This is a genomic window from Amycolatopsis iheyensis, assembly GCF_024703995.1.
GTDB lineage: Bacteria > Actinomycetota > Actinomycetes > Mycobacteriales > Pseudonocardiaceae > Amycolatopsis > Amycolatopsis iheyensis.
Genome location: NZ_JAMXQV010000012.1, coordinates 289,682 through 311,793, shown reverse-complemented (window position 1 = coordinate 311,793; position 22,112 = coordinate 289,682). Strand labels below are relative to the sequence as shown.

Below are 22,112 nucleotides of genomic sequence, written 5' to 3'. Positions count from 1 at the left end.
CGCACCGCTGAGCGGCATGACAAGAACTGCGGATTCCTTGTGTGACAACGGGAATCGTGCGTAACTACGAACCATGAGGAACTACGGATGTCAGTGCTGACACGCGCGGTGCCGCTCCTGCTCGTGCTGGCGCTGACCGCGTTCTCGCTCGGCGCCGCGGAAGCCGCGCCGGGCGGGAACGCGCCGCCGGAAGCCCAAGCCGCGGCCACGGCGATCCCGTTCGGGTTCACCCTCGGCGACGCGCAGCAGCCGACCACGAGCCACGTCGCCAAGCTCGGCTCCGACATCGCCTTCCCGCCGGGCACCTTCGACGGCGCGCTGGGCGGGCTCACCAACACCGTGCCGATCAGCGGAAAGCTGAGCATCCCGGCCACCGACGGCTACTTCGTCGCGTTCCGGTTCATGGCCACGACCGGCCGGGTCGAGATCATCCCGGACGGCGACGCCACCGGCACGGCCACCGTGAAGACCGGCAAGGACACCAACTGCAAGGCCACGCAGACGAACATCTGCGCGGACACCGACGTCACGGCGAAGGTGTTCATCAAGCTGTCCGAGGCCAAAGTGGACGGCAAGGCCCTCGACGTCGGCCCGAACTGCCAGACGGCCCAGCCCGCGTCGGTGACCATCAAGGCACTGGTGCCGATCTCCCTGCCGGCCCCACCGGTCAAGGTGACCTCCACGTTCACCGCGCCGCCGTTCGCCGGCTGCGTCGGGCACGAAGACGTGAGCCGCTTGCTCACCGGCCTGGTTTCCGGGCCGGGCAACACCTTCGTCTCGAACCTGACGTTGCGCTGCTTCAGCAGCGGGTGCAAGTCATGACGATCCAGGTGCAGCAGCGAGCCGCCAACGGCCTGCGCGAGTTCGGCCGCATGTGCGCGATGGGCCTCGACATCATCCTCGCGATGTTCCGCCGCCCGTACCAGGTCCGCGAGTTCGTCCAGCAGTTCTGGTTCATCGCCAGCGTGTCCATCGCGCCGGCGATCCTCGTGTCGATCCCGTTCGGCGCGGTGATCTCCCTGCAGCTCGGCTCGCTCACCAGCCAGATCGGCGCGCAGCAGTTCAACGGCGCGGCGAGCGTCCTGGCCGTCGTGCAGCAGGCCAGCCCGATCGTGACGACGCTGATCATCGCCGGCGCGGGCGGCAGCGCGATCTGCGCGGACCTCGGCGCCCGCAGCATCCGCGAGGAGATCGACGCGATGGAGGTGCTGGGCGTCTCGGCGATCCAGCGCCTGGTCGTGCCGCGGGTGCAGGCGGCCGTCCTCGCGTCCGTGCTGCTCAACGGCCTGGTCAGCGTGGTCGGCGTGCTCGGCGGCTACTTCTTCAACGTCATCATCCAGGGTGGGACGCCCGGGGCGTACCTGGCCAGCTTCAACGCCCTCGCCCAGCTGCCCGACCTCGTCGTCAGCTCGGTGAAGGCGGTCATCTTCGGCTACCTCGCCGGGGTCGTGGCCTCCTACCGCGGCCTGAACCCCAAGGGCGGGCCGAAGGGCGTCGGCGACGTCGTCAACCAGTCCGTCGTCATCACCTTCCTCCTGCTGTTCTTCGTCAACACCGTGCTGACCGCGCTGTACCTGCAGCTGGTCCCCGCGAAGGGAACCTGAGTGGCCATCCTCGGCAAACCCGGCGACCGGCTGTTCGACCTCGGCGACCAGCTGCTGTTCTACGTCCGCGCGCTCGCGGCGATTCCCATGGCGGTGACCCGCTACTTCCGCGAAGTCGTGCGGCTGCTGGCCGAAGTGACGTTCGGCAGCGGCGCGCTCGCGGTCATCGGCGGCACGATCGGCGTGATGGTCGGGCTGTGCGTGTTCACCGGCGTCACCGTGGGCCTGCAGGGCTTCAGCGCCTTGAACCAGATCAACATCTCCGCGATGACCGGCTTCCTGACGGCGTACTTCAACACCCGCGAAATCGCGCCGCTGGTGGCCGGGCTCGCGCTTTCGTCCACTGTGGGCAGTGGGTTCACCGCCCAGCTCGGCGCGATGCGGATCTCCGAGGAGATCGACGCGCTGGAGGTGATGGCCGTGCGGAGCATGCCGTACCTGGTCACCACCCGGATCATCGCCGGGTTCATTGCCATCATCCCGCTGTACGTCATCGGGCTGCTGATCTCCTACCTCGGCTCCCGGCTCACCACGGTCGTCTTCTTCGGACAGTCCGGCGGCACCTACGACCACTACTTCACGCTGTTCCTGCCGCCCGGTGACGTGCTGTGGTCGTTCGGCAAGGTGCTGGTCTTCAGCGTCGGCGTGATCCTGACGCACTGCTTCTACGGCTACCGCGCGTCCGGCGGCCCGGCCGGCGTCGGTGTCGCGGTCGGCCGCGCCGTGCGGACGTCGATCGTGCTGATCAGCGTCCTCGACCTGTTCCTGTCCCTGGCCATCTGGGGCGCGACGACGACGGTGAAGGTGTCGGGATGAGCCGGTTCGGCACGCAGCTCGCCGGGGTCGCCTTCCTCGGCGTGCTCGTCCTGCTCGGCTACCTCGCGGTCGCCATCTACGACAAGGACTTCGACGACTCCGAGCTGGTGACGCTGCGGGCGGACCGGGTCGGCAACCAGCTCGCGCCGACCGCCGAGGTCAAGGTCAAGGGCGTCCCGTTCGGCGAGGTCCGGGCGGTGCGCAGCACGCGCACCGGCGCGGAGATCGACCTCGCGCTCGACCCGGCCAAGATCGGCCTGCTGCCGGAGAACGTCTCGGCGCGGCTGCTGCCGAAGACGGTGTTCGGCGAGCGATATGTCAACCTCGTGCTGCCGGATCGTCCACAAGGGAAGCTCGTCGCGGGCGACGTCATCGGGCAGGACCGCTCCGCCAACGCGATCGAGCTGGAACGCGTCCTCGGCGACCTGCTGCCGTTGCTGCGCGCGGTCCAACCGCAGAAGCTGAACAGCTCGCTCGGCGCGATCTCCCAGGCCCTGGACCACCGCGGCCAGCCGATCGGTGACAGCATCGTCAAGCTGCAGGACCTGCTCGGTCAACTGAACCCGCTGATGCCGCAGTTCAAAGCGGACATCACCGGCTTGGCGAACGCGGCCGACGTCTACACGACCGCCGCGCCCGACATTCTGCAGGCGCTCACCGACCTGTCGACCACCGCGAAGACCATTGTGGACACCCGCGCGGACCTCGACAGCCTCTACTCGAGCGTCACCAGCGCGACCGGGCACCTGAACGACTTCCTGCGCAAGAACAAGGACAACATCATCGGCGTCTCGGCGGCGAGCCGCCCCTCGCTGGAGCTGCTGTCGCGGTACTCACCCGAGTTCCCGTGCCTGTTCGACGCCGTCAACCGGCTCAAGCCACTGATGGAGAAGGCACTCGGCAAGGGCACGAACGAACCCGGCCTGCACGTGACGCTCACCGTGCAGGACCCGCGCGAGAAGTACGTGCCCGGCCGCGACACCCCCCGGTTCGACGCCACCGGCGGGCCGAAGTGCTACGGCGGCGGCACCGCGGCCTCCGGGGCCACCGATGGCGACCTCGGCCCGGCCAACTCACCGGGTGAGCGTCAGCTCGTCGCCGAGATCCTGAAACCGAAGCTGGGGGACGTGCCGGACTGGAGCAGTGTCCTGATCGGACCCGCGTTGCGCGGAACGGAGGTGACCGTCCGATGAGGAGCGTCGTGGGCCCCGCGATCAAGGGCTTGATCTTCTTCCTGGTGACCGCTGTCGCCACCGGGATCCTCGCGATCACCATTGCCAACTCGAGCGTCGGCGCCACCATCGGCTACACCGCCCGGTTCACCGACGCGACGTCGGTCAACCCCGGTGACGAGGTCCGCATGGCCGGCGTCCGGATCGGCCAGGTCGACTCCGTCAAGGTCGTCGAACACCGGCTGGCCGACGTCGCGTTCTCCGTCGACCGCACGCACCGGCTCAGCGCGTCGGCCGCGATCACCATCCGCTACCGCAACCTCGTCGGGCAGCGGTACCTCTCGATCGACCCGGGCGCGACCGACACCTCGGCGACGCTCGCCGAAGGCGCCGAGATCCCGCTGGAGCGCACCAAGCCGGCGCTCGACCTCACCGCGTTGTTCAACGGCTTCAAGCCGCTCTTCCAGGCCCTGTCGCCGAACGACGTCAACCAGCTGTCGTTCGAGATCATCCAGGTCCTGCAGGGGGAGGGCAGCACGATCGAAAGCCTGTTGCAGCACACGGCGTCCCTGACGTCCACTTTGGCCGGCAAGGACGCCGTGATCGGGCAGGTGATCGGCAACCTCAACACCGTGCTCGACACCGTGAACGCCCAGGGCGACCAGTTCGACGCGCTCGTCGACACGACCGCGCAGCTGGTCACCGGCCTCGCCGCGGACGCCAAGCCGATCGGGCAGGCGATCGGCGGGCTCGGCGAGCTGACCACCGCCACCGCCGGGCTGCTGCAGCAAGGGCGTCAGCCGCTCAAGGACAGCATCACCGCGCTCGGCGACCTGTCGAAGAACCTGGCGGACAACACCCCGGTGTTCCAGCAGTTCATCGACAACCTGCCGAAGAAGCTCGACCGGATCGGCACGCTCTTCTCCTACGGCTCGTGGGCGAACTTCTACCTCTGCTCGGTGGAGTCCGACGCGAAACCCGCGCCGGGTGGGCCGCCGCCGGGCATCCCCGTGACCGCCGCGAGGTGCCGATGAAACCGCCCCGGATCAAGCCGTTCCGCTCCCGCAACCCGATCGTCGTCGGCGCGGTGACCGCGCTGGTCATGGTCCTGGCCGGCAGCGCCACGTTCTTCTCCGACGACCTGCCGATCGTCGGCGGCGGCACCACCTACCGGGCCGAGTTCCACGAAGCCGCCGGGCTGAAGCCGAACGACGAGGTCCGCGTCGCCGGGGTGAAGGTCGGCGAAGTCACCGACGTGCGGCTGGCCGGCGACCACGTCGAGGTGCTGTTCCGGGTCAAGGACACCTGGGTCGGCAACCGGACGACCGCGGCGATCAAGATCAAGACGTTGCTGGGCCAGAAGAACCTGGTGCTCGACCCGGTCGGCAACGGCGAGCTGAACCCGGACCAGCCGATCCCGGCCGAGCGCACCAGCTCGCCCTACGACGTCACCGAGGTGTTCAACGACCTCGCGAGCACGGTCGGGGCGATCGACACGAACCAGCTCGCGCAGGCGTTCCGGGTGCTGTCCGACACGCTCGGCGCGTCGGCCCCCAGCGACGTGCGCACCGCGTTCAACGGGATCGCGGCCTTGTCGCAAACGCTTGCGTCCCGCGACGACGAGCTGGTCAAGCTGTTCCAGAACACCAACCAGGTGTCGAAGACGCTGGGGGAGCGTTCGGACCAGATCCAGGCGCTGATCCGCGACGGCAACACGCTGCTCACCGAGCTGAACGCCCGCAAGGACGCCATCGCGCAGCTGTTCACCGGCATCAAGAACCTCTCGATCCAGCTGCGCGGGCTCGTCGCGGACAACCAGAAGACGCTCGGCCCGGCACTGGACCAGCTCGACCGCGTCGCGACCGTCCTCCAGCAGAACCAGGGGAAGCTCGAGGACAGCCTCCGCCTGGCCGGCCCGTTCTACCGGCTGCTCGGCAACGCCGTCGGCAACGGCCGGTGGATCGACACCTACATCTGCGGGCTCATCCCCACCGGCACCACGCCGGGCAGCTGCCTGCCGCCCAAGAACGGGGGACGCTGATGGCGCACCAGCTCATCGACCTGGGGGCCCGGGCGCGGCGGCGGACCCGCCTGCGGGCCCTGACCCTCGGGGTGGTGCTCGCGCTCGTCGTCTCGGCCGGGTGGCCCGTGGTCACCGCGCCCGCCGAGCGGACGTTGACCGCGTACTTCGCCGCCGCCGTCGGCATCTACCCGAACTCCGACGTGCGCGTCCTCGGCGTCGCGATCGGGTCGGTGGCCAAAGTGGAGCCGAACGGCACCGACGTCAAGGTGACCATGACCTTGAAGCCGGACGTGCAACTCCCGGCCGACGCCGGGGCCGTCGTCATCACGCCGAGCCTGGTCGCCGACCGGTACGTGCAGATCACGCCCGTCTACCGCGGCGGGCCGCAGCTGGCCGACGGCGCGTCGATCCCGCGCGAGCGCACGGCGACCCCGGTCGAGGTCGACGACCTGCTGCACAGCCTGAACCAGCTGATGACCGCGCTCGGCCCGCAGGGCGCCAACAAGGACGGCGCGGTCAGCGAGGTGCTGACCAAGTCGGCGGAGTACCTCGACGGCAACGGGCAGACCATCGGCACGGCGATCAAGAACCTCGGCGAGTTCGCCCGCGCCGCGAGCGACTCGAAGGACGACCTGTTCGGCTCCGTCGACAACATCAGCAAGTTCACCGCGATGCTCGCCGCCAACGACGGGCAGGTCAAGCAGGCCATCTCGCAGATCGCCTCGCTCAGCAAGGTCCTGGCCGACCAGCGCGACCAGTTCTCCGGCGCGCTGACCGAGCTGACCCAGGCCCTGACCGTCGTGCAGGGGTTCATCAAGGACAACCGCGGCAAGGTCCAGTCCGATGTGGACAAGCTGGCCGACGTCACCAAGGTGCTGGTGAACCAGAAGGACTCCCTCTCCGAAGCCCTCCAAGCCGCCCCGAACGCGCTGACGAACCTGCTGGGCGCCTACGACCGGGCGAACGGGACCATCGACGGCCGCGGCAACCTCCTCGAGTTCCCGGAGCCGAAATGAAGTCCCTGGTCAAGCTGGCCGCGGTCGTGACGCTCGCGCTGGTCACCACCGGCTGCGGGCGCGGGGTCAGCGTCTACGACATCCCGCTGCCCGGCGGCGCTTCGCTCGGCGACCACCCCATCCACGTCACCGCGAGCTTCACCAACGTCCTCGACCTGGTGCCGCAGTCCGGGGTCAAGGTCAACGACGTCCCGGTCGGGCAGGTCGTCAAGGTCGAACTCGCGCCGGACGGCCGCAGCGCGCTCGTCGACCTGCTGGTCAACGGCGACGTCGACCTGCCGGGCAACGCCGTCGCCCGGCTGCGGCAGGCGAGCATCCTCGGCGAGAAGTTCGTCGAGCTGGCCCCACCCGACGACGCGACGCCGTCCGGCCGGCTCCTCGACGGCGCGAACATCCCCCTGGACCGGTCCACGCTGACGCCCGAGATCGAAGAGGTCTTCGGCGCGTTGTCGTTGCTGCTCAACGGCGGTGGCGTCGCGCAGGTGCAGAACATCAGCCACCAGCTCAACGAAGCCCTCGGCGGCCGCGAGACCGCGGCGCGCAGCTTGCTGTCCAGTTTGGACGCTTTCGTGAAGGGGCTCGACGAGCACCGCACCGAGATCACCCGCGCGATCGAGAGCGTCAACAAGCTGGCGCAGACCTTGAACGCGCACACCGACCAGATCACCACGACGCTCAACGGACTGACGCCCGGCATCAGCGTCCTCAACCAGCAGAAGGAAGCGCTGGTCGGGATGCTCAAGTCGCTCGACGGCCTGACGTCGGTCGCGGTCGACACCGTGAACCGCAGCAAGGACGACCTCGTCGCCGACCTGAAGGCCCTCGAACCGCTGCTGCGGCGGCTGGCCGACTCCGGCGACAAGCTGCCGAAGGCGATGGAGATGATCTTCACCTTCCCGTTCCCGGACGCCGCGCTCGACACCATCCGCGGCGACTACCTCAACGGGTTCCTCAAGGTGGGCCACTGATGCTGACCCGGTTCGTGCGTGTCCAGGTGACGATCTTCGTCGTCATCGCCGTGGTCGGCGTCGCCTACGTCGGGGCCACCTACGCCGGCCTCGACAAGGTGTTCTTCGACCGCGGCTACACCGTGAAAGCGCAGTTCCCGACCGGTGGCGGCATCTTCACCAACGCCGAGGTCACCTACCGCGGCGTGCCGATCGGCCGCGTCGGCGAGCTGCGGCTGACCCCCGCCGGGATGGAAGCCGACCTCGAGATCGACTCCGGCACCACGCCGGTCCCGGCCGACACCGAAGCCGTCGTCGCCGACCGGTCCGCCGTCGGCGAGCAGTACGTCGACCTGCGGCCGCGCACCGACGGCGGGGAGAAGCTGCACGACGGTTCGGTGATCACGCAGGCCGACACCAAGATCCCGCTGCCGGTCGACGTCGTTTTGTCGACAGTGGACTCCTTCGCCGCGTCGGTGCCCAAACCCGCGCTGCGGACGGTGGTCGACGAGCTCTACAACGCGACGTCCGACGCCGGCCCGGCGCTCGACCAGCTCGTCGGCCGCGGCATCGAGTTCGTCCAGGCGGCGAGCGCGCACGTCGCGCCGCTGACCCGGTTCGTCACCGACGCGCACACGGTGCTCGACACCCAGGTCCAGCAGGCCGGCGCGATCCGCGAGTTCGGCGCCAACGCCAAGCTGCTCGCGTCGACGCTGAAGCAGGCCGACGGCGACCTGCGCACGCTCATCCCGGCCGTGCCCGCGGCGGCGAACGAGGTCGGCGCGCTGATCCGGGACTCCGGGCCGCAGCTGGGTGTGCTGCTGGCCAACCTGCTGACCACCGCGGACGTCCTCGAAGCACGGCAAAGCGGGCTGCGGCAGCTGCTGATCACCGCGCCGGAGGCGGTCGCCGCGGGCAGCGCGGTGGTGCGGCCGGACGGTGCCCACTTCGGACTGTCGCTGACGTTCTTCGACCCGCCGCCGTGCACCTCCGGGTACGCGACGCCGTACCACAACGGGCTCGACACCTCGACGCGTCCGCTGAACACGGCCGCGCGCTGCGCGCTGCCGAAGGGCGACCCGACGAACGTGCGGGGTTCGCAGAACGCACCGGGAGGACGGCCGTGAAGATCTTCGCGTGGCTGGCCGTGGTCGTGGCGACCGCGGCGGCCGGGTGGTCCGGGTTCACCTGGTGGCAGGCGGCGCACGACGACGGCGTCGCGCGTGCGGTCGTCCGCGAGGACGCGCTCGCGGCGGGCCGCACCGCGGTCGCCGGACTGACCACTTTGGACTACCGCCGGGCCGCGCCGGGGTACCAGCACTGGCTGGAGCTTTCGGGTGGCGCGTTGCACGACGAGCTGGCGGCCGATCGTCAGGGGAGCCTCGACCGGATCGCGCAGGCGAAGACCGTGACCACCGGCAAGGTGACCGACGCCGCGGTGACCGAAGTGGACACCGGCGCGGGGACGGCGAAGCTGATCGCGTCCGTCGAGCTGGTGGTGACGCCCGAAGGCGGCGACGCCGTGACGAAACGCAACCGGTTCCAGGCCGACCTGACCCGCGGGCCCGACGGCTGGCGCGTCACCGGGCTCGGTCAGGTCCCGACGGGGGAGGCGCCATGACCGTGCCCACGAAGAAACGCGCGGTGAAGGTCGCGGGCCGCCACCACGATCCGGCGCCGGAGCCCGAAACACCGGTCGTGGCGTCCCGGCGCCGGGTGCCGTGGGTGCTCGTCGCGATCGCCGTCCTGATGGCCGGGCTCGCCGGCTGGGGCACGCTCGAGACGCGGAACACGAACGCCGTCGTCGCGCACAACACCGCGTTGTCCGACGTCGCGGGCACCGCGGACGCGGGGAAGCAGATCAGCGCCGCGCTCGGCACGCTGTTCTCCTACCGCTACGACGACCCGGCCAAGAACGAACGGGCGGCGAAGGACCTCCTCTCCGGGCCCGCCCTCGCGCAGTACGACCAGCTCTTCGGCGAGGTCCGGAAGCTGGCCGCCGACCAGCAGCTCGTGGTCACCTCGACCGCGGTCGCGGCCGGGGTGAAGCTGCTCGACGGCGACCGCGCGGCCCTGCTGGTGTTCCTCGACCAGACCGGCACCCGCGGCGACGGGCAGCACAGCACGGGTGCCGCCCAGCTGAGCGTCACGGCCGAACGCGTGGCCGGGAAGTGGCGGGTCACCGGGATGTCCGCCGCGTGATTGTCACGTTGACAACAGGCGTTGCCCGTCGCGCAGTGAAGTGAATGACAAAGTATTTCCGGGCATTCCCGATTCGTTGACAGGGATTCAACGCGGGAAATACGGTGAATCACCGGTCCGCCGCGAGAAATGCGCGAGGAATCCATGCTCACGAGTTCTGAACGGGTTTTCGGTGGTCGCGCCGCCGGGGCCGGCGCCACCACGCTCTCGACCCTGCTGACCGCCCGCGCCGCGGCGGCGGCCGGCGAACCGGCGCTGAGCCGGCTCGGGGGCGACACGCTGACCTGGGGCGAGCTGGACCGCCGGGTCACCGCAGTCGCCGCGGCGTTGCGCCAGGTCACCGCACCCGGGCAGCGCGCCGCGATTCTCATCGCCCCGTCGCCGGAGCACGTCGTCGCGTTCCTCGGCGCGATCCGGGCCGGCCTGGTCGCCATCCCGCGGCCCGGCCGGGCGGCCTTCGCCGACGCGGAACCGTCGATCGTGCTGGCCACCGCGGACACCGTGCCCGCCACCCGGCGATTCCTCGCGGGTTTGGAGACGTGCGGGCACCGGGTGCTGGCCGTCGATATCGTCGATGCCGCGCCGGATTTCACCGAAGATCCGGTGGCCGCCGAAGACGTGGCTTTTCTGCAGTACCCGGGCGGGGTGATGGTCACGCACGCGAACGTGGTGGCCAATGCGCGCCAGGCGGCCACCGTGCTGCCGGAGCGGACCGTGGTGAGCTGGCTGCCGCCGGATGATCCCCTGGGGCTGTTGCTCACGATCGCGCTGCCGGTGACCACGGGACGTCCGGCGGTGCTCGTCGACCGGCAGCGAGTCCTGGCCGACGGGCTCCACTGGCCCGACGCCGCCACCTTGGTGAGCGACGCCGACCCGGACCTGGCCCGGCTGCGGGACGCGGTCGGCGCGTCGCGGGTGTGTCACGTCCTCGCCGAAGCGACGGCCCTGGTCGCCGTGGCGGGCGAACCCGCCGGGCAGCTGGTCGCGATCGTCGACGCCGACGGGCGGCGGCTGCCCGCGGGAACGGCCGGCGAGCTCTGGGTGAGCGGCCCGAACGTCGCGCGCGGCTACTGGAACCGGCCCGAGGAGTCCGCGCGTGTGTTCTGCGCCCTGATCACCGGCGACGACGAACCGCGGTGGTGGCTGCGCACCGGCGACATCGGCGTGCTGGCCGCGTCCGGCGAGCTGACGGTGACGGGCCGGTGCGAGGACCTGGTCGCGGGCCACCGCCCCACCGATCTCGAAGCGACGGCGACCGGGGCGCACCCGGCGGTGTGCCGCTCGATCGCCTTCGCGGCCGGTGACCCGGCCGGCGCCGTGCTCGGCGTCGAGCTGGCCACGGGGGTCGTCCCGCCGCCCCGGGGCGAGGTCGAACGCGCGGTGCGGGCCGCGCTGGCGGCCGGGCACGGGCTCGCGCCCCGGCGGGTCGTCGTGCTGCCGCCGGGCGGGCTGCCGCCCACGCGAGGCCTGTGCCGCGACCGGTTCGCCGCCGGCCTGCTCGCCGAGGACGGCCTGCGATGACCGACCCCGGCGAGCTCCGCCGCTGGCTCACCGAGCGGATCGCCGGGCTCGCCGGCCTCTCGCCGGAGCTCGTCGACTCGGGCGTGCCGCCGGCCGAACTCGGGCTGTCGTCGCGGGACGTCGTGACCGTGGCCGCCGAGCTCGGGGAGCTGCTCGGGCACGAACCCGACCTCGGCCTGCTCTGGCGGTACCCGTCGATCGCGGCGCTGGCGACCGCGCTCGCCGACGGGTCCGCGGCGGACGCCCGGCCCCGGCCGCGGCCCGGCGAACCGGTCGCGGTGCTCGGCCTCGGCTGCCGGCTGCCGGGTGGCATCGAGTCACCGGACGAGCTGTGGCGCGCGCTGCTGGCCGGGTCCACCGTGCTCGGCACGCCACCGGCCGACCGGCGGGCGTGGTTCGCACCCGGGCGGCGGGGCGCGTTCCTCGCCGACGTCGCCGGGTTCGACGCGGGCTTCTTCGGCATCGGCGCCGCCGAAGCCGCGGCGATGGACCCGCGGCAGCGGATCGTCCTCGAGACGACCTGGGCCGCGCTCGAACACGCCGGCATCGCCCCCGGCACCCTGCGCGGCAGCCGCACCGGAGTGTTCGCCGGCGTCTCGGCCGAGGCCGCGTCGATGATCGCCAACCGCGTGTCGGACCGCTTCGACCTGCGCGGGCCGAGCCTGGTCGTGGACACCGCGGACTCGGCGGCGCTGGTCGCCGTGCACCACGCGGTCCGCGCTCTGGCGGCGGGTGAGGCCGACCTGGCGCTCGCCACCGGGATCCACCTCCTGCTCGCGCCGGCCGAAGGCGTACCCGGCGAGGGCTGCGGGGTCGTGGTGCTGAAGCGGCTCACCGACGCCCGCCGCGACGGCGACCGCGTGCTCGCCGTGCTGCGCGGCAGCGCGGTCGGCTCGGACGGCCGCGCTGCCGGACCGGCCGCACGAGAGCAGGTGCTGGCCGACGCGCACGCCGTCGCGAGCTCGGAGCCGTCCACTGTGGACTACGTCGAGGTGCACGGCGACCCGCTCGAAGCCCGTGCCCTCGACGTCGTGCTGGGCCGCGGCCGGGCCCCGCGGCGGCCGGTGCTGCTCGGCTGCGCCCGGACCGGCTTCGGGAACCTCGAAGCCGCGGCGGGCATTCTCGGCCTGCTCAAGGTGGTGCTGGCGCTCTGGCACGACCGGATCCCGCCGTCGCCGCGGTTCACCGCCGACGGCGGCCGGCTGTCCGTTGTGGACAAAGCGGCGAGCTGGCCGCGCTACGGCGGCACCGCGCGGGCCGGCGTCTCGGCGTCCGGGGCCGGCGGCACGCACGCGCACGTCGTCTTGGAGGAGTGGCCGAAACCCCTCGAGCCGGCGGCGCCGGGTTCGCGCTGGAACGGCCGGCCGCAGGTCTTCACGGTGTCGGCCCGTTCGGAACGGGCATTGTGCCGCCGGGCCGGCGAGCTGGCCGGCTGGCTCGCCGGCCCGGGCCGGGGCACCGCGCCGGGGGACCTGGCCGCGACGCTCGCCCGCCGCCGGGAGCAGCTGCCGCTGCGGGCCGCCGTCGTCACGTCGTCGCGTGCCGCCCTGACCGCGGGCCTGCGGGCCGTGGCGGGCGGCGGGGCCACGGCGGACGTCGTGCGGGGAACGACCGGGCGCGAAACTCCGCGCCCGGTCTTCGTCTTCTCGGGGTACGGCTCGCAGTGGCCCGCGATGGGCCGGCGGCTGCTGAGCGCCGAGCCGGAGTTCCGGGTCGCGGTGGCCGCGCTGGAACCGCTGTTCCTGGCCAAGGCCGGGTTTTCGCTGCGCGGCGCGCTGCGGCAACGCCAGGCCGACCTCGGCGACCCGGCGACGGCGCGGCCGCTGGTCTTCGGCGCCCAGGTCGCCCTGGCCGCGTGGTGGCGCGCGCACGGTGTCGAGCCGGCCGCCGTGCTCGGGCATTCGATGGGTGAGGTCGCCGCGGCCGTCGTCGCGGGTGCGCTGGACCCCGGCGAAGGGCTCGACATCGTCGTCAGCCGGGCGAAGCTGCTCGCGGGCCTGCCCGTCGAGGCGATGGCGCTGGTCGAGCTGTCCGCGGCCGAGCTGCGGGCGCGGTTCCCGGCCGTCACGGTCGTGGTGGAGGAGACGCCGACCCAGTGCGCGGTCCTGGGCCCGCCCGAGGACATCACGGCGCTGGTGACCCAAGTGGACGGTCTCGGCCGGTGGGCGCGCCGGATTTCCGTTGCGGGGGCGGGACATTCCGCCGCGGTCGAGCCGGTCCTGCCGGCGTTCCGGGCCGCACTCGGCGGCCTGCGGCCCCGGGCGCCGCTGACGGCCTGCTACTCGAGCGTGCTCGACGACCCTCGTGCGGTGCCGGTCTTCGACGCGGACCACTGGGTGACGCACCTGCGCCGCCCGGTCCGGTTCGACCGGGCGGTCGCCGCCGCGGTCGCCGACGGGCACCGGTGGTTCCTCGAGATCTCCCCGCACCCGATCGCGCTGCCCGCCGTCGAGCGGATCGCGCACGCGGCCGGCGCCGACGTCCGGACACTGGCCACGCTGAGCCGCCGCGACGGGGAAGAAAACGCTTACGCACGCTCGCTGGCCGAGCTCCACACCGCCGGGCACCCGGCCGTGCTCACCCGGCGCTACCGGGAAGCGCCGGTGCTCGACCTGCCTCCGCCGCCGTGGGAGCGTCACGCGTTCCGCCCGCCGCGGCGGACCGACGGCCACCCGCTGCTCGGCACGCGCGTCGAAGTGCCGGACGAAGACCGGCACCTGTGGCAGGCGACGATCACGCCGGACGAGCCCGCGTGGCTCGGCGAACACCGGGTGCGCGGCGTTCCGGTGTTCCCGGCGACGGGGTTCCTCGAGCTGTTCCTCGCCGGGGCCCGCCAGTTGCTGGGCGCCGAGCGGGTCCGCGTCGACGGCCTCGAAGTCCACCGGATGCTCGCGATCACCGGGGAAACCTTGCTCAGTACGGAAATCCGGGCCGACGGCGCCGCCGTCGTACGGGCCAGGGCGGGTGCGGGCTGGGTGCGGCACGCGACGGCGTGGGTTTCGGCGGACACCGAGCCGGCTCCTGCCGCGCTGTCCGAAGTGGACCATCTGCCGGCCGACCCCGGCGATCCCGGGTATGTCCTGCACCCGGTCCGGGCGGCCCGCTGCGTGCGGGCGCTCGCCGCGGCCGGGCAGCTGGCGACCGGGATCGGCCGGGTGCGGCTGCTCGGCGACCCGCGCCGGGCGGTGCGTTTCGCCGCCACGCCGGCCGAGGTCCAGCTGCTCGCCGCGGACGGCGAGGTCGTCGCCGATCTCGCGGACGTCCGGTTCCAGGACCCCGGTCGTGCCCCGCTCGCCGCGCGTGCGTTCGGGACCGGCTGGGTCGAAACCCCGCTGCGGCCGGTGCCACCGCGGGAGCCGGGGTCGTGGCTGCTGCTGACCGACGAGCACCCGGTCGCGCTCGGCCGGGCCGTGGCGCTGGCCGTGGCCTTGGCCGAAGCCGGCGATGAAGCGCTTTCCCTGCCCCGGGACGACCTCGACGAGCTGCCCGGGTTCCTGGCCGGGCGCGCGGTGCGGGGCGTCGTCTTCCTGACCGGCGCGCCGCACGCCTACCACGACCCGGAAGACGCGCGGGAGCTGCTGCGGGCCGTGCTCGACGTCGTCACCCGCCTCGGCGACGGCGTCCGGCTCCACCTGGTCACGCAGTCCAGTGGCGAGCCGGGGCTGGTGTTCCTGCGCGGGCTGGTGCGGGTGCTCGCGTTCGACCGGCCGGAGCTGCGCGCGAGCCTGGTCGACCTCGACGCGCGGTCCGATGTGGACTCACTCGTGCGCGAGCTGCGGTCGGCCGCGCCCGAGGACGAGGTGCGCTGGCGCCACGACGTCCGGTACGCGGCCCGGCTGACCCGGGTGCCGCTGGTCGACGGCGGGGCGACCGGGCCCGGCGCCTACGTGATCACCGGCGGTTTCGGCACGCTGGGCCGGGCGACCGCGCGCCGGCTGGCGGCCGACGGCGCGACCCGCATCGTCCTGTGTGGACGTTCCGCCGGGGTCGCCGGACTGTCCGGAGTGGACGTCGTGGTCGTCGCCGGCGACATCGCCGAACCCGGGGTGGCGGAACGGCTGGTCGCCGCGGCCACCGCGGACGGCCTGCCACTGCGGGGAATCGTGCACGCCGCCGGCGACGGCTGGCGCGCGAAGGTGCTCGGCGCGCGCCGGCTGCACGAGGCGACCGCCGACACCCCGCCGGACTGGTGGCTGCTGTACTCGTCCTCGGCGGCATTGCTCGGCGCGCCCGGCCGGACCGCCCAGGCGACGGCGGACGCCTGGCTGGACGCGTTCGCCGAGTGGCGCCGGTCGCGGGGCCTGCCCGCGGCGACGGTGAACTGGGGCCCGTGGGCGGCAGGCGACCCGATGCCGCTCGCCGAAGGCCTCGACGCCCTGCCCGCCGTGCTCGCCTCGGACCGGCCGTCGGTCGGGATCACGCGGTTCGACGCGGGCCGCGTCGCCGCGCAGTTCCCGGAGCTGACCCGGCGGCCGTTCTTCTCGGCGGTGCTCGACGACGTGCCGGGGCCGGCCGCCACCCCGCACGAGCGGCTGGCGGACATCCTCGCCGGGCTGCTCGGGTGCGCGCCGCACGAGGTGACCCGGGACGTGCCGCTGATCGAGCTCGGCCTCGACTCCCTGACGGCGATGCGCGCCCGGACCGCGGCCGAGCGCGAGTTCGGGGTGACGCTGCCGGTCCCGCTGCTGCTGCGCGGCGCGAGCCTGGCCGATCTCGCCGAGTACGTCACGGCTCCGGCGCTCCAGCTGCGGGTCCTGCGCCCGGGTACGGGCACGCCGCTGGCGTTGTTCGGCGACGCCGGCGGGTACGCCCCGCTGCTGGACCGCCTCGGCGACGTCCCGTGCTACGGCTTCGCGGGCCCCGGGACGGCGGCCCGGTGCGCCGAAGTGTTGCGGGCGGCGGGCGTGCGTCGGCTGGCGGGCGGGGTGCTCGCCTACGAGACCGCGCGGCGGCTGGCGTCGCTGGGCGAGCCGGTCGACGTCGTGGTGCTGCTCGACCCGGGCCCGGCGCCGGCCGCGCCGTACGCGGGCCGCGTCGTGCTGTTCCACCCCCGCGACACCGACCCCGCCCCCGGCTGGTCGACAGCCTGCGCGGACCTGCACGTCGAGCCGGTCCCAGGCGACCACGGCACAATGCTGGACCCACCCCACGTCGACGTCCTGGCGGGTCACCTCGCGGCCGAGCTGGCCGGCCACACCACCCCCGGCCCCACCCCGGTCTGACCCGTGTCGCCCCTCCGATCACGTGTGATGCCCGCCCAATCACACGTGATGCCCCGCTGATCACACGTGATGCCCCTCGCCGCACACCGGCCGCCGGGCGGCGAGGGGCATCGGCTGTGCTTGGAGGGGCATCACGCGTGATTGAAGGGGCATCACGAGTCAGGTGAGTGTCGCGCGGAGGGCGAGGATCATCTCGAAGCGGTCGTCCGGGTCTCGGAGGTGGTCCGCGAAGAGGGTCTCCAGCTCCTGGGCGCGGGCGCGGACCGTCTGCGGGTGGATCGCCAGGCGGTCGGCGACCTCGCGGACGTTGCCGCACGTCTCCAGCCAGGCCAGCAGCGTGCCCGCCAGGCGGTTGTACTGCTTCGGGTTCAACGCCGTGAGCGGGGCGAGCCGGCGGCGGGACACCTCCGTCGCGAGGAACGGCTCCTTGCGCAACCACAACGTCGCCAGGTGGTCCTCGCACCAGGTCAGCGGCTCGTCCGGCAGGACGGCCGCCGCCACCAGGCGCAGCGCCTCCTGCGCCGTCGTCAGCGAACGGGCCGCCTGGCGCGGGGGCACCGGCGGGCCGACCGCCGCCCGGTGGCCGGCCAGTGCCGCGGTCAGCGAAGAACGCTCCGTGGGCGCCGGCAGCAGCAGCCGCGGCGTCCCGTCTTCGAGGTCCTCCAGCCCGCCCAGCCCGGCGACGTCCAGCGGCCCGTCGAGCGCCACCGCCACCAGCCGGTGCGGCAGCGGCCACTCCGCCGCGGTCGCGGCCTCCTGCACCGTCCGCGACGGCGACGGCGGGGTCGCCAGCAGGAGGTCCAGCAGCCGGCGGCGACGGCGTTCGAGCGCGCCCGCCGCCCGCGCCTGCGCCGCCGCGTGCCCTTCGATCGACAACGCCGACAGCTCGTCGATGTAGGCGAAGATCGCCTCGGCCAGGACGCACAACGTCGCCGACGGCACCCCGGCCCGCGTCCCGACCTCGGCCATCCGCCGCCACGTCACGCGCGCGCCGACGCGGTAGGCCGCCTGCAGGACGTCGAGGTTGCGGCCCTGCGCGAGCTCGTGCACACCGAGCCCGACGAACACCTTCCGGCGCTCGTCCGACACCGGCCCCGACGTGGCGATCCGGTCGATGAACTGCAGGATCGCCGCCTGGACGCCGGCCCGCAGCGCCTTGCCGAACGCGCCGTCGAGCGGCCGCGCGTAGTCCGGGATGGTCCGCTGGATCTCCCGCAGCACCTCGTCGGCGACGTCCAGCAGGCGCGGCCGGAACACCGCGGCCAGCTCGCGGGGGAGCATGGCCCACAGCTGTCCCGGCCGGCCGTCGCCGCTCAGCATCGGACCGAAGCTCGATTCGCCGGACGGTCCGGTCACACACCTCACCACCTCGTCGTCGAGGGAGCTGGGACCTACGAGCCGAGCAGCGCCTCCGCGCGCAGCGCGATTTCCATGTCGAGCCGGTCGTCGGCGTTGTTGAGCCGGTCGCCGAACAGGTCGATCAGCTGGTGCATGCGGTACCGCACGGTCTGCGGGTGCACCTTGAGCTTCTTCGCGATCTCGGGGGCGCTGCCGCGGGACTGCAGCCAGATCAGCAGCGTTTCGCCGAGACGCGCCCGCTGCTTCGGGGTGAGGTCGTTGAATGGCTCGAGGCTGCGCGAGCACAGTTCGCGGACCAGGAACTCGTCCGCGAGCAGCCACAGCGTGGACAGGTGATCGGTGCAGCGCGTCACCGGCGCGTCCGGCAGCACGCCGCGCTGGACGAGCTTCAACGTCCGCCGCGCCCACAGCAGCGACCGCGGCGCCTCGGTGAGCCGGACGGTCGGGCCGACCACCGCGCGCCAGCCGCCGAGCCGCTCGGTGAGGTTCTTCAGGTGCTTCTCCGGATCACCGGTGACCAGGCACGGCTCGCCGCCCTCGAGGTCGACGAGGACGTCGGAGTGCAGGTCCGGCGCGGCGAGGCTGTGCTGGTCGGCGCGGGGTTCGAGGGCGACGACCGTGACCTCGGCCGGCAGCGGCCACTGCGCGGTCGCCGCCTGCGCGGAGATGGTCTGGGGCGCCGACGGCGGGTCGGCGAGCAGCAGCTCGAGCAACCGTCTCCGGCGGCGTGCCCGGGTGCCGGCCGCGCGCGTCTGCGCCGCCGTGTAGCCCTCGATCGAGAGCGCGGAGATCTCGTCGACGTAGGCGAAGATGGCCTCGGCGCTGGTGCACAGCGTGTCCGCGCCGACGCCGCTGGCCTGCCCGAACTCCGAGATGTGCCGCCACGCGACGCGCCCGCCGACGCGGTAGGCCGTCTGCAGGCAGTCGAGGCTGCGGCCCTCGTTGAACTCGATCTTGCCCAGGTTGCGGAACACGGTCGTCCACGTCTCGAGCGGCACGGCGCCGGGCGTGCCGACACTGTCGAGGCATTGGATGATCGCCTGCCGGACACCCTGCGTGATGATGTGCCCGAACGCGCCTTCGAGGGGCTGGCGGTACTCGGGCACCGCGCGCTGGACCTCCTGCAGGATGGCCCTGGCGAGCGGGTCGACCCGCGGCTTGAAGCGGATCGCCAGCTCGCGGGGGAGTGACGCCCACAGCCCGATGGCGCCGGAAGCACGCACGGGCCGGGCCTCCCCCGAGGTCCGCTGGGTGGGTGGGTAGGCGGTCCGGGGCCGGTCGGCCGACACGGACTGCTGCCGGTACGCCGGTCCGGAAGAGCGCTCGCCAGGGTTCGGCCGGCCGGCCCGCACAGCGGCGGCGGCGAACCCGGTGTCCACGTCGGTCATGTGTTTTATCCTTGCTGGCAACAAAACTGGCCTCTTCGTTGGCGAAGCCGGTCCGGATTTTGTGGCTCAGGCAACATAATTTCGCGTGAACGGCACTGTCAACGGGTTCTCCGCTGACTTTGGGGTAACCCGTCCGGACTACACCCGAACGGGTGGAACGGCGCGATGAGAGGTGACACTTCCGCTTCGGGCGGATGGTGCGCGGATGACAACTTTTTTCAGCGGGCCCGATCGCCGGTCATCAGGCGCGTGACGACGTCGTCGAGCGTCAGCCGCGCGGGCTCGGTCTCCGTGACGAACTCGTTCAGCAGCAGGCAGAACCCGTCCGGATCGGACACATGTGGAAAGTGTTTCGCGTTTTGCCGGACGGTCAATCGGCTGTTCGGCAGCAGTTCGGCCGTCCGGCGGCCGTGCGCCACCGGGATGAGCGGGTCGCGCGCGCCCCAGACCAGCAGCATCGGCACCTCGTCGGCCAGGTAGAGCTTCTCCACGGCGCTCGCGCGCTGGCCGCGCAGGTCGATCAGGCCGCGCGCGATGGCCAGGAACGCCCGCCGCCGCGCCGGGTCGGCCAGCGAGCCGAAATGCCGGGCCAGCTCCCGTGTTTCAGTTTTCAACGACTCGCCGAGCCGGCGGCCGAGCCGGGCCGCCGCGCGCGCGATCGCGAGCGTCACGCGGTTCACCGCCAGCGCCAGCACGACCGGGGCGCCCGGCAGCGCGGTGGCCCGCAGCACCGGGCTGACCTCGCGGCCGAGCCCGGCGCTGCCGACCAGCACCAGCCGGTCGCACATTTCCGGGAACTGGTAGGCGAACTGCATCGCGATGCCGCCGCCGAGCGAATGGCCGACGACCGTCGCGTGCCGCACGCCGGACACCGCCAGCACGTCACGCACGATGCTCGCCATCGCGCCGAGGCCGTAGTCCGTGCGCGGTGCGTCGGATTCGCCGTGGCCGGGCAGGTCGAGCGCGAGCACTCGGCGACGCAGTGGCGCGCACCGGTCGAGGACCGGGAGCCAGGTCTCGGCGCTGCCCGCGATCCCGTGCAGCAGCACGATCGCTTCCCCGGTCGCGCCCGTGAGTGGCGTCTGCTCGTGCAGCCGCACGCGGCGCCCGTGCAGGGTGAGGGTGTGCGTCTGATACGTCATCGGCCGCCTTTCTCGGAAATCCGAAAATAGGGCATCCGAGCACCGTGCCGCGGTGTGGCGAACGACACCACCGCCGAATTCGCTTCGAGCATGACAAGAACGGGTTCGCAAAGGCGGCCCGGCGTGCGGGTTTTCCCGGGTTCACCGGTAATGAGTATCGACATTCCCGTGGTATCCGGGTATTCCTCGAACATGGTCGCAATGACGCACCGGACGCGCTGATGTCCTGCCGCGCGAGTTTCCTTTTCGGGCTCGAACAGCCCGGCCGGCCGGGCCGCCGGCCGTGGCGGCGCGTGCTGCCGATGCCCGTGCGCGCGCTCGACCGCGTGCTCAGCGCTCCCGCTCACCGTCCGGCCGGTGCGCCCGCATCAGCCGCTGAGCCCGCAGGGCCAGCTGCATGCCCAGCCGGTCGTCGGCGTCCTTGAGGCGGTCACCGAACAGCTCCTCCAGCTGCCGCAGCCGGTTGCGCACGGTCTGCGGGTGGACGCCGAGGCGCTGCGCGATCTCCGGCGCGCCGCCACGCGTCTCCAACCAGGCCAGGAGCGTCTCGCTGAGCCGTTCGCGCTGCTTCTCGCTCAGCGAGGCGAACGGGTCGAGGCTCTGGCGGGCCAGCTCGGCGGCCAGGAAGTCCTCGGCGAGCAGCCAGAGCGTCGCCAGGTGGTCGCGGCACCAGATGATCGGGCCGGGGTTCTCCGGGCCCGAGAGCAGCAGCGCACGCCGGGCGGTGCGCAGCGCGGCCGGCGCGTCGGCCAGCGGCACGGTCGGCGACACCGCGGCCCGCCAGCCGTCGAGCTTGGCCTCCAGCGGGGCGAGGTCGGCGTCGGGATCGCGGGTGAGCAGGTGCGGCTCCGGGCCGTCGAGGTCGGCCAGGACGCCGTCGCCGAGCAGATCGGCGGGGAAGTCGGCGGCCTCGGGCCCGCGTTCGAGGGCGACCATCGCGGCGGTCTCCGGCAGCGGCCAGCCCGCGCCGCCGGCGAGGCCGGCGATGCTGCTCGCGGCGCCTTCCGGACCCTGGACGATCAGCTCGAGCAGGCGCCGCCGCCGGACCGGGACGGCGCCCTCGGCCTCGGCCTGCGCCTGCTGGTAGCCCTCGATCGCGGTGGCGCACAGCTCGTCGACGTAGGCGAAGATCGCCTCGGCGGCGACCGAGATCACGGCCGGGTCGACCCCCGCGGCGACGACGCCGGGGTGCATCGCCCGCCAGGCCACCCGCGCCCCGATCGTGGCGCTGTCCTGCAGCGCGTCGAGGTTGCGGCCTTCGGCGAACTCGATGCGGCCGCGGCCGCGGTAGAACTCGGCCCAGTGCTCGTGGGACAGCTCCGGCTCGCCCATCGAGTCGACGCAGTGCTGCACGGCGTACTCGACGCTCTTGACCAGCACCTTCCCGAACACGCCCTTGAGCGGCTGGGCGTAGGCCGGGACCGTGCGCTGGACCTCCTGGATCATCGAGGCCGCGGCGTGCCCGACGTGCGGGCGCAGGCCCGCGCCGAGCGCGCGCGGCAGCGAGGCCAGCAGGCGGAAGCTGCGGTACTCGACCACGAATCCCCCTTCGAGTTCGTTCGGGCGCAGGAGAGCGTATCCGACGGATGTGTCACTGAAAAATCAACGACCAGTTCCCGGAAAGGGTGACGCGAACACGAACTTTTGACACGGACGGGTGCGCGTTCTACGCTCCGTGTCAGATGGTGGGGGCCATTTTC

At 72.6% G+C, this 22,112-nt stretch carries 18 protein-coding genes; 13 read left to right on the top strand and 5 right to left on the bottom strand.

Features of this window, described 5'->3' with window-relative positions:
* The first annotated feature begins 87 nt into the window (after positions 1–87).
* The 13 genes from M8542_RS23765 (at position 88) to M8542_RS23705 (ending at position 16,523) form a co-directional block, all read left to right on the top strand.
* Positions 88–822 (top strand): hypothetical protein, encoded by a 735-nt coding sequence (locus M8542_RS23765; protein WP_257922419.1) that lies wholly within the window; start codon positions 88–90, stop codon positions 820–822.
* Positions 819–1,604 (top strand): MlaE family ABC transporter permease, encoded by a 786-nt coding sequence (locus M8542_RS23760; RefSeq protein ID WP_257922418.1) that lies wholly within the window; start codon positions 819–821, stop codon positions 1,602–1,604. The genes M8542_RS23765 and M8542_RS23760 overlap by 4 nt, the downstream gene beginning before the upstream one ends.
* Positions 1,605–2,420 carry an MlaE family ABC transporter permease gene (locus M8542_RS23755; protein WP_257922417.1) on the top strand — a complete coding sequence of 272 codons (816 nt, stop codon included), beginning with the start codon at positions 1,605–1,607 and terminating at the stop codon, positions 2,418–2,420.
* On the top strand, positions 2,417–3,613 hold the full coding sequence (locus M8542_RS23750; RefSeq protein WP_257922416.1) for an MCE family protein: 1,197 nt from the start codon (positions 2,417–2,419) through the stop codon (positions 3,611–3,613). The genes M8542_RS23755 and M8542_RS23750 overlap by 4 nt, the downstream gene beginning before the upstream one ends.
* Complete coding sequence (locus M8542_RS23745) at positions 3,610–4,626, top strand: MCE family protein (RefSeq protein WP_257922415.1); 1,017 nt, start codon at positions 3,610–3,612, stop codon at positions 4,624–4,626. Before M8542_RS23750 ends, M8542_RS23745 begins: the two co-directional genes overlap by 4 nt.
* Positions 4,623–5,633 (top strand): MCE family protein, encoded by a 1,011-nt coding sequence (locus M8542_RS23740; protein ID WP_257922414.1) that lies wholly within the window; start codon positions 4,623–4,625, stop codon positions 5,631–5,633. The genes M8542_RS23745 and M8542_RS23740 overlap by 4 nt, the downstream gene beginning before the upstream one ends.
* Entirely contained in the window at positions 5,633–6,631 is a 999-nt protein-coding gene (locus M8542_RS23735) for an MCE family protein (RefSeq protein ID WP_257922413.1), read from the top strand. The genes M8542_RS23740 and M8542_RS23735 overlap by 1 nt, the downstream gene beginning before the upstream one ends.
* The gene (locus M8542_RS23730; protein ID WP_257922412.1) at positions 6,628–7,599 is read left to right on the top strand and encodes an MCE family protein; all 972 of its coding nucleotides are present in this window, start codon (positions 6,628–6,630) and stop codon (positions 7,597–7,599) included. The genes M8542_RS23735 and M8542_RS23730 overlap by 4 nt, the downstream gene beginning before the upstream one ends.
* The gene (locus M8542_RS23725) at positions 7,599–8,705 is read left to right on the top strand and encodes an MlaD family protein (protein WP_257922411.1); all 1,107 of its coding nucleotides are present in this window, start codon (positions 7,599–7,601) and stop codon (positions 8,703–8,705) included. The genes M8542_RS23730 and M8542_RS23725 overlap by 1 nt, the downstream gene beginning before the upstream one ends.
* Positions 8,702–9,199: an Rv1363c family protein gene (locus M8542_RS23720; RefSeq protein WP_257922410.1), complete on the top strand. Its 498-nt coding sequence runs from the start codon at positions 8,702–8,704 to the stop codon at positions 9,197–9,199. Before M8542_RS23725 ends, M8542_RS23720 begins: the two co-directional genes overlap by 4 nt.
* A complete protein-coding gene (locus M8542_RS23715; RefSeq protein WP_257922409.1) occupies positions 9,196–9,780 on the top strand; it encodes a hypothetical protein in 585 nt (194 codons plus the stop codon). Before M8542_RS23720 ends, M8542_RS23715 begins: the two co-directional genes overlap by 4 nt.
* A 144-nt stretch (positions 9,781–9,924) precedes the next feature.
* A complete protein-coding gene (locus tag M8542_RS23710; protein ID WP_257922408.1) occupies positions 9,925–11,301 on the top strand; it encodes an AMP-binding protein in 1,377 nt (458 codons plus the stop codon).
* Positions 11,298–16,523, top strand: a complete 5,226-nt coding sequence (locus M8542_RS23705) for a type I polyketide synthase (RefSeq protein WP_257922407.1) — start codon at positions 11,298–11,300, stop codon at positions 16,521–16,523. Before M8542_RS23710 ends, M8542_RS23705 begins: the two co-directional genes overlap by 4 nt.
* Before the next feature lie 159 nt (positions 16,524–16,682).
* On the opposite strand, the gene M8542_RS23700 is transcribed toward M8542_RS23705, so the two are convergent.
* The 5 genes from M8542_RS23700 to M8542_RS23680 form a co-directional block, all read right to left on the bottom strand.
* A complete protein-coding gene (locus M8542_RS23700) occupies positions 16,683–17,843 on the bottom strand; it encodes a PucR-like N-terminal domain-containing protein (RefSeq protein WP_276586955.1) in 1,161 nt (386 codons plus the stop codon).
* A 71-nt stretch (positions 17,844–17,914) separates the two neighbouring features.
* Positions 17,915–19,105 (bottom strand): PucR-like N-terminal domain-containing protein, encoded by a 1,191-nt coding sequence (locus M8542_RS23695; RefSeq protein WP_257922447.1) that lies wholly within the window; start codon positions 19,103–19,105, stop codon positions 17,915–17,917.
* 383 nt (positions 19,106–19,488) lie between these two features.
* Positions 19,489–20,412 (bottom strand): alpha/beta fold hydrolase, encoded by a 924-nt coding sequence (locus tag M8542_RS23690; RefSeq protein WP_257922405.1) that lies wholly within the window; start codon positions 20,410–20,412, stop codon positions 19,489–19,491.
* On the bottom strand, positions 20,409–20,606 hold the full coding sequence (locus M8542_RS23685) for a hypothetical protein (RefSeq protein WP_257922404.1): 198 nt from the start codon (positions 20,604–20,606) through the stop codon (positions 20,409–20,411). Before M8542_RS23685 ends, M8542_RS23690 begins: the two co-directional genes overlap by 4 nt.
* Before the next feature lie 136 nt (positions 20,607–20,742).
* Positions 20,743–21,951, bottom strand: a complete 1,209-nt coding sequence (locus M8542_RS23680; protein ID WP_257922403.1) for a PucR family transcriptional regulator — start codon at positions 21,949–21,951, stop codon at positions 20,743–20,745.
* Positions 21,952–22,112: the final 161 nt, after the last annotated feature.

What these genes read in the sequence shown, in the direction of transcription:
- M8542_RS23765 (WP_257922419.1), top strand. Translation starts at nt 88, where the DNA reads ATGTCAGTGCTGACACGCGCGGTGCCGCTCCTGCTCGTGCTGGCGCTG.
- M8542_RS23760 (WP_257922418.1), top strand. Translation starts at nt 819, where the DNA reads ATGACGATCCAGGTGCAGCAGCGAGCCGCCAACGGCCTGCGCGAGTTC.
- M8542_RS23750 (WP_257922416.1), top strand. Translation starts at nt 2,417, where the DNA reads ATGAGCCGGTTCGGCACGCAGCTCGCCGGGGTCGCCTTCCTCGGCGTG.
- M8542_RS23745 (WP_257922415.1), top strand. Translation starts at nt 3,610, where the DNA reads ATGAGGAGCGTCGTGGGCCCCGCGATCAAGGGCTTGATCTTCTTCCTG.
- M8542_RS23740 (WP_257922414.1), top strand. Translation starts at nt 4,623, where the DNA reads ATGAAACCGCCCCGGATCAAGCCGTTCCGCTCCCGCAACCCGATCGTC.
- M8542_RS23735 (WP_257922413.1), top strand. Translation starts at nt 5,633, where the DNA reads ATGGCGCACCAGCTCATCGACCTGGGGGCCCGGGCGCGGCGGCGGACC.
- M8542_RS23730 (WP_257922412.1), top strand. Translation starts at nt 6,628, where the DNA reads ATGAAGTCCCTGGTCAAGCTGGCCGCGGTCGTGACGCTCGCGCTGGTC.
- M8542_RS23725 (WP_257922411.1), top strand. Translation starts at nt 7,599, where the DNA reads ATGCTGACCCGGTTCGTGCGTGTCCAGGTGACGATCTTCGTCGTCATC.
- M8542_RS23715 (WP_257922409.1), top strand. Translation starts at nt 9,196, where the DNA reads ATGACCGTGCCCACGAAGAAACGCGCGGTGAAGGTCGCGGGCCGCCAC.
- M8542_RS23710 (WP_257922408.1), top strand. Translation starts at nt 9,925, where the DNA reads ATGCTCACGAGTTCTGAACGGGTTTTCGGTGGTCGCGCCGCCGGGGCC.
- M8542_RS23705 (WP_257922407.1), top strand. Translation starts at nt 11,298, where the DNA reads ATGACCGACCCCGGCGAGCTCCGCCGCTGGCTCACCGAGCGGATCGCC.
- M8542_RS23700 (WP_276586955.1), bottom strand. Translation starts at nt 17,843, where the DNA reads ATGCTGAGCGGCGACGGCCGGCCGGGACAGCTGTGGGCCATGCTCCCC.
- M8542_RS23690 (WP_257922405.1), bottom strand. Translation starts at nt 20,412, where the DNA reads ATGACGTATCAGACGCACACCCTCACCCTGCACGGGCGCCGCGTGCGG.
- M8542_RS23685 (WP_257922404.1), bottom strand. Translation starts at nt 20,606, where the DNA reads ATGTTCGAGGAATACCCGGATACCACGGGAATGTCGATACTCATTACC.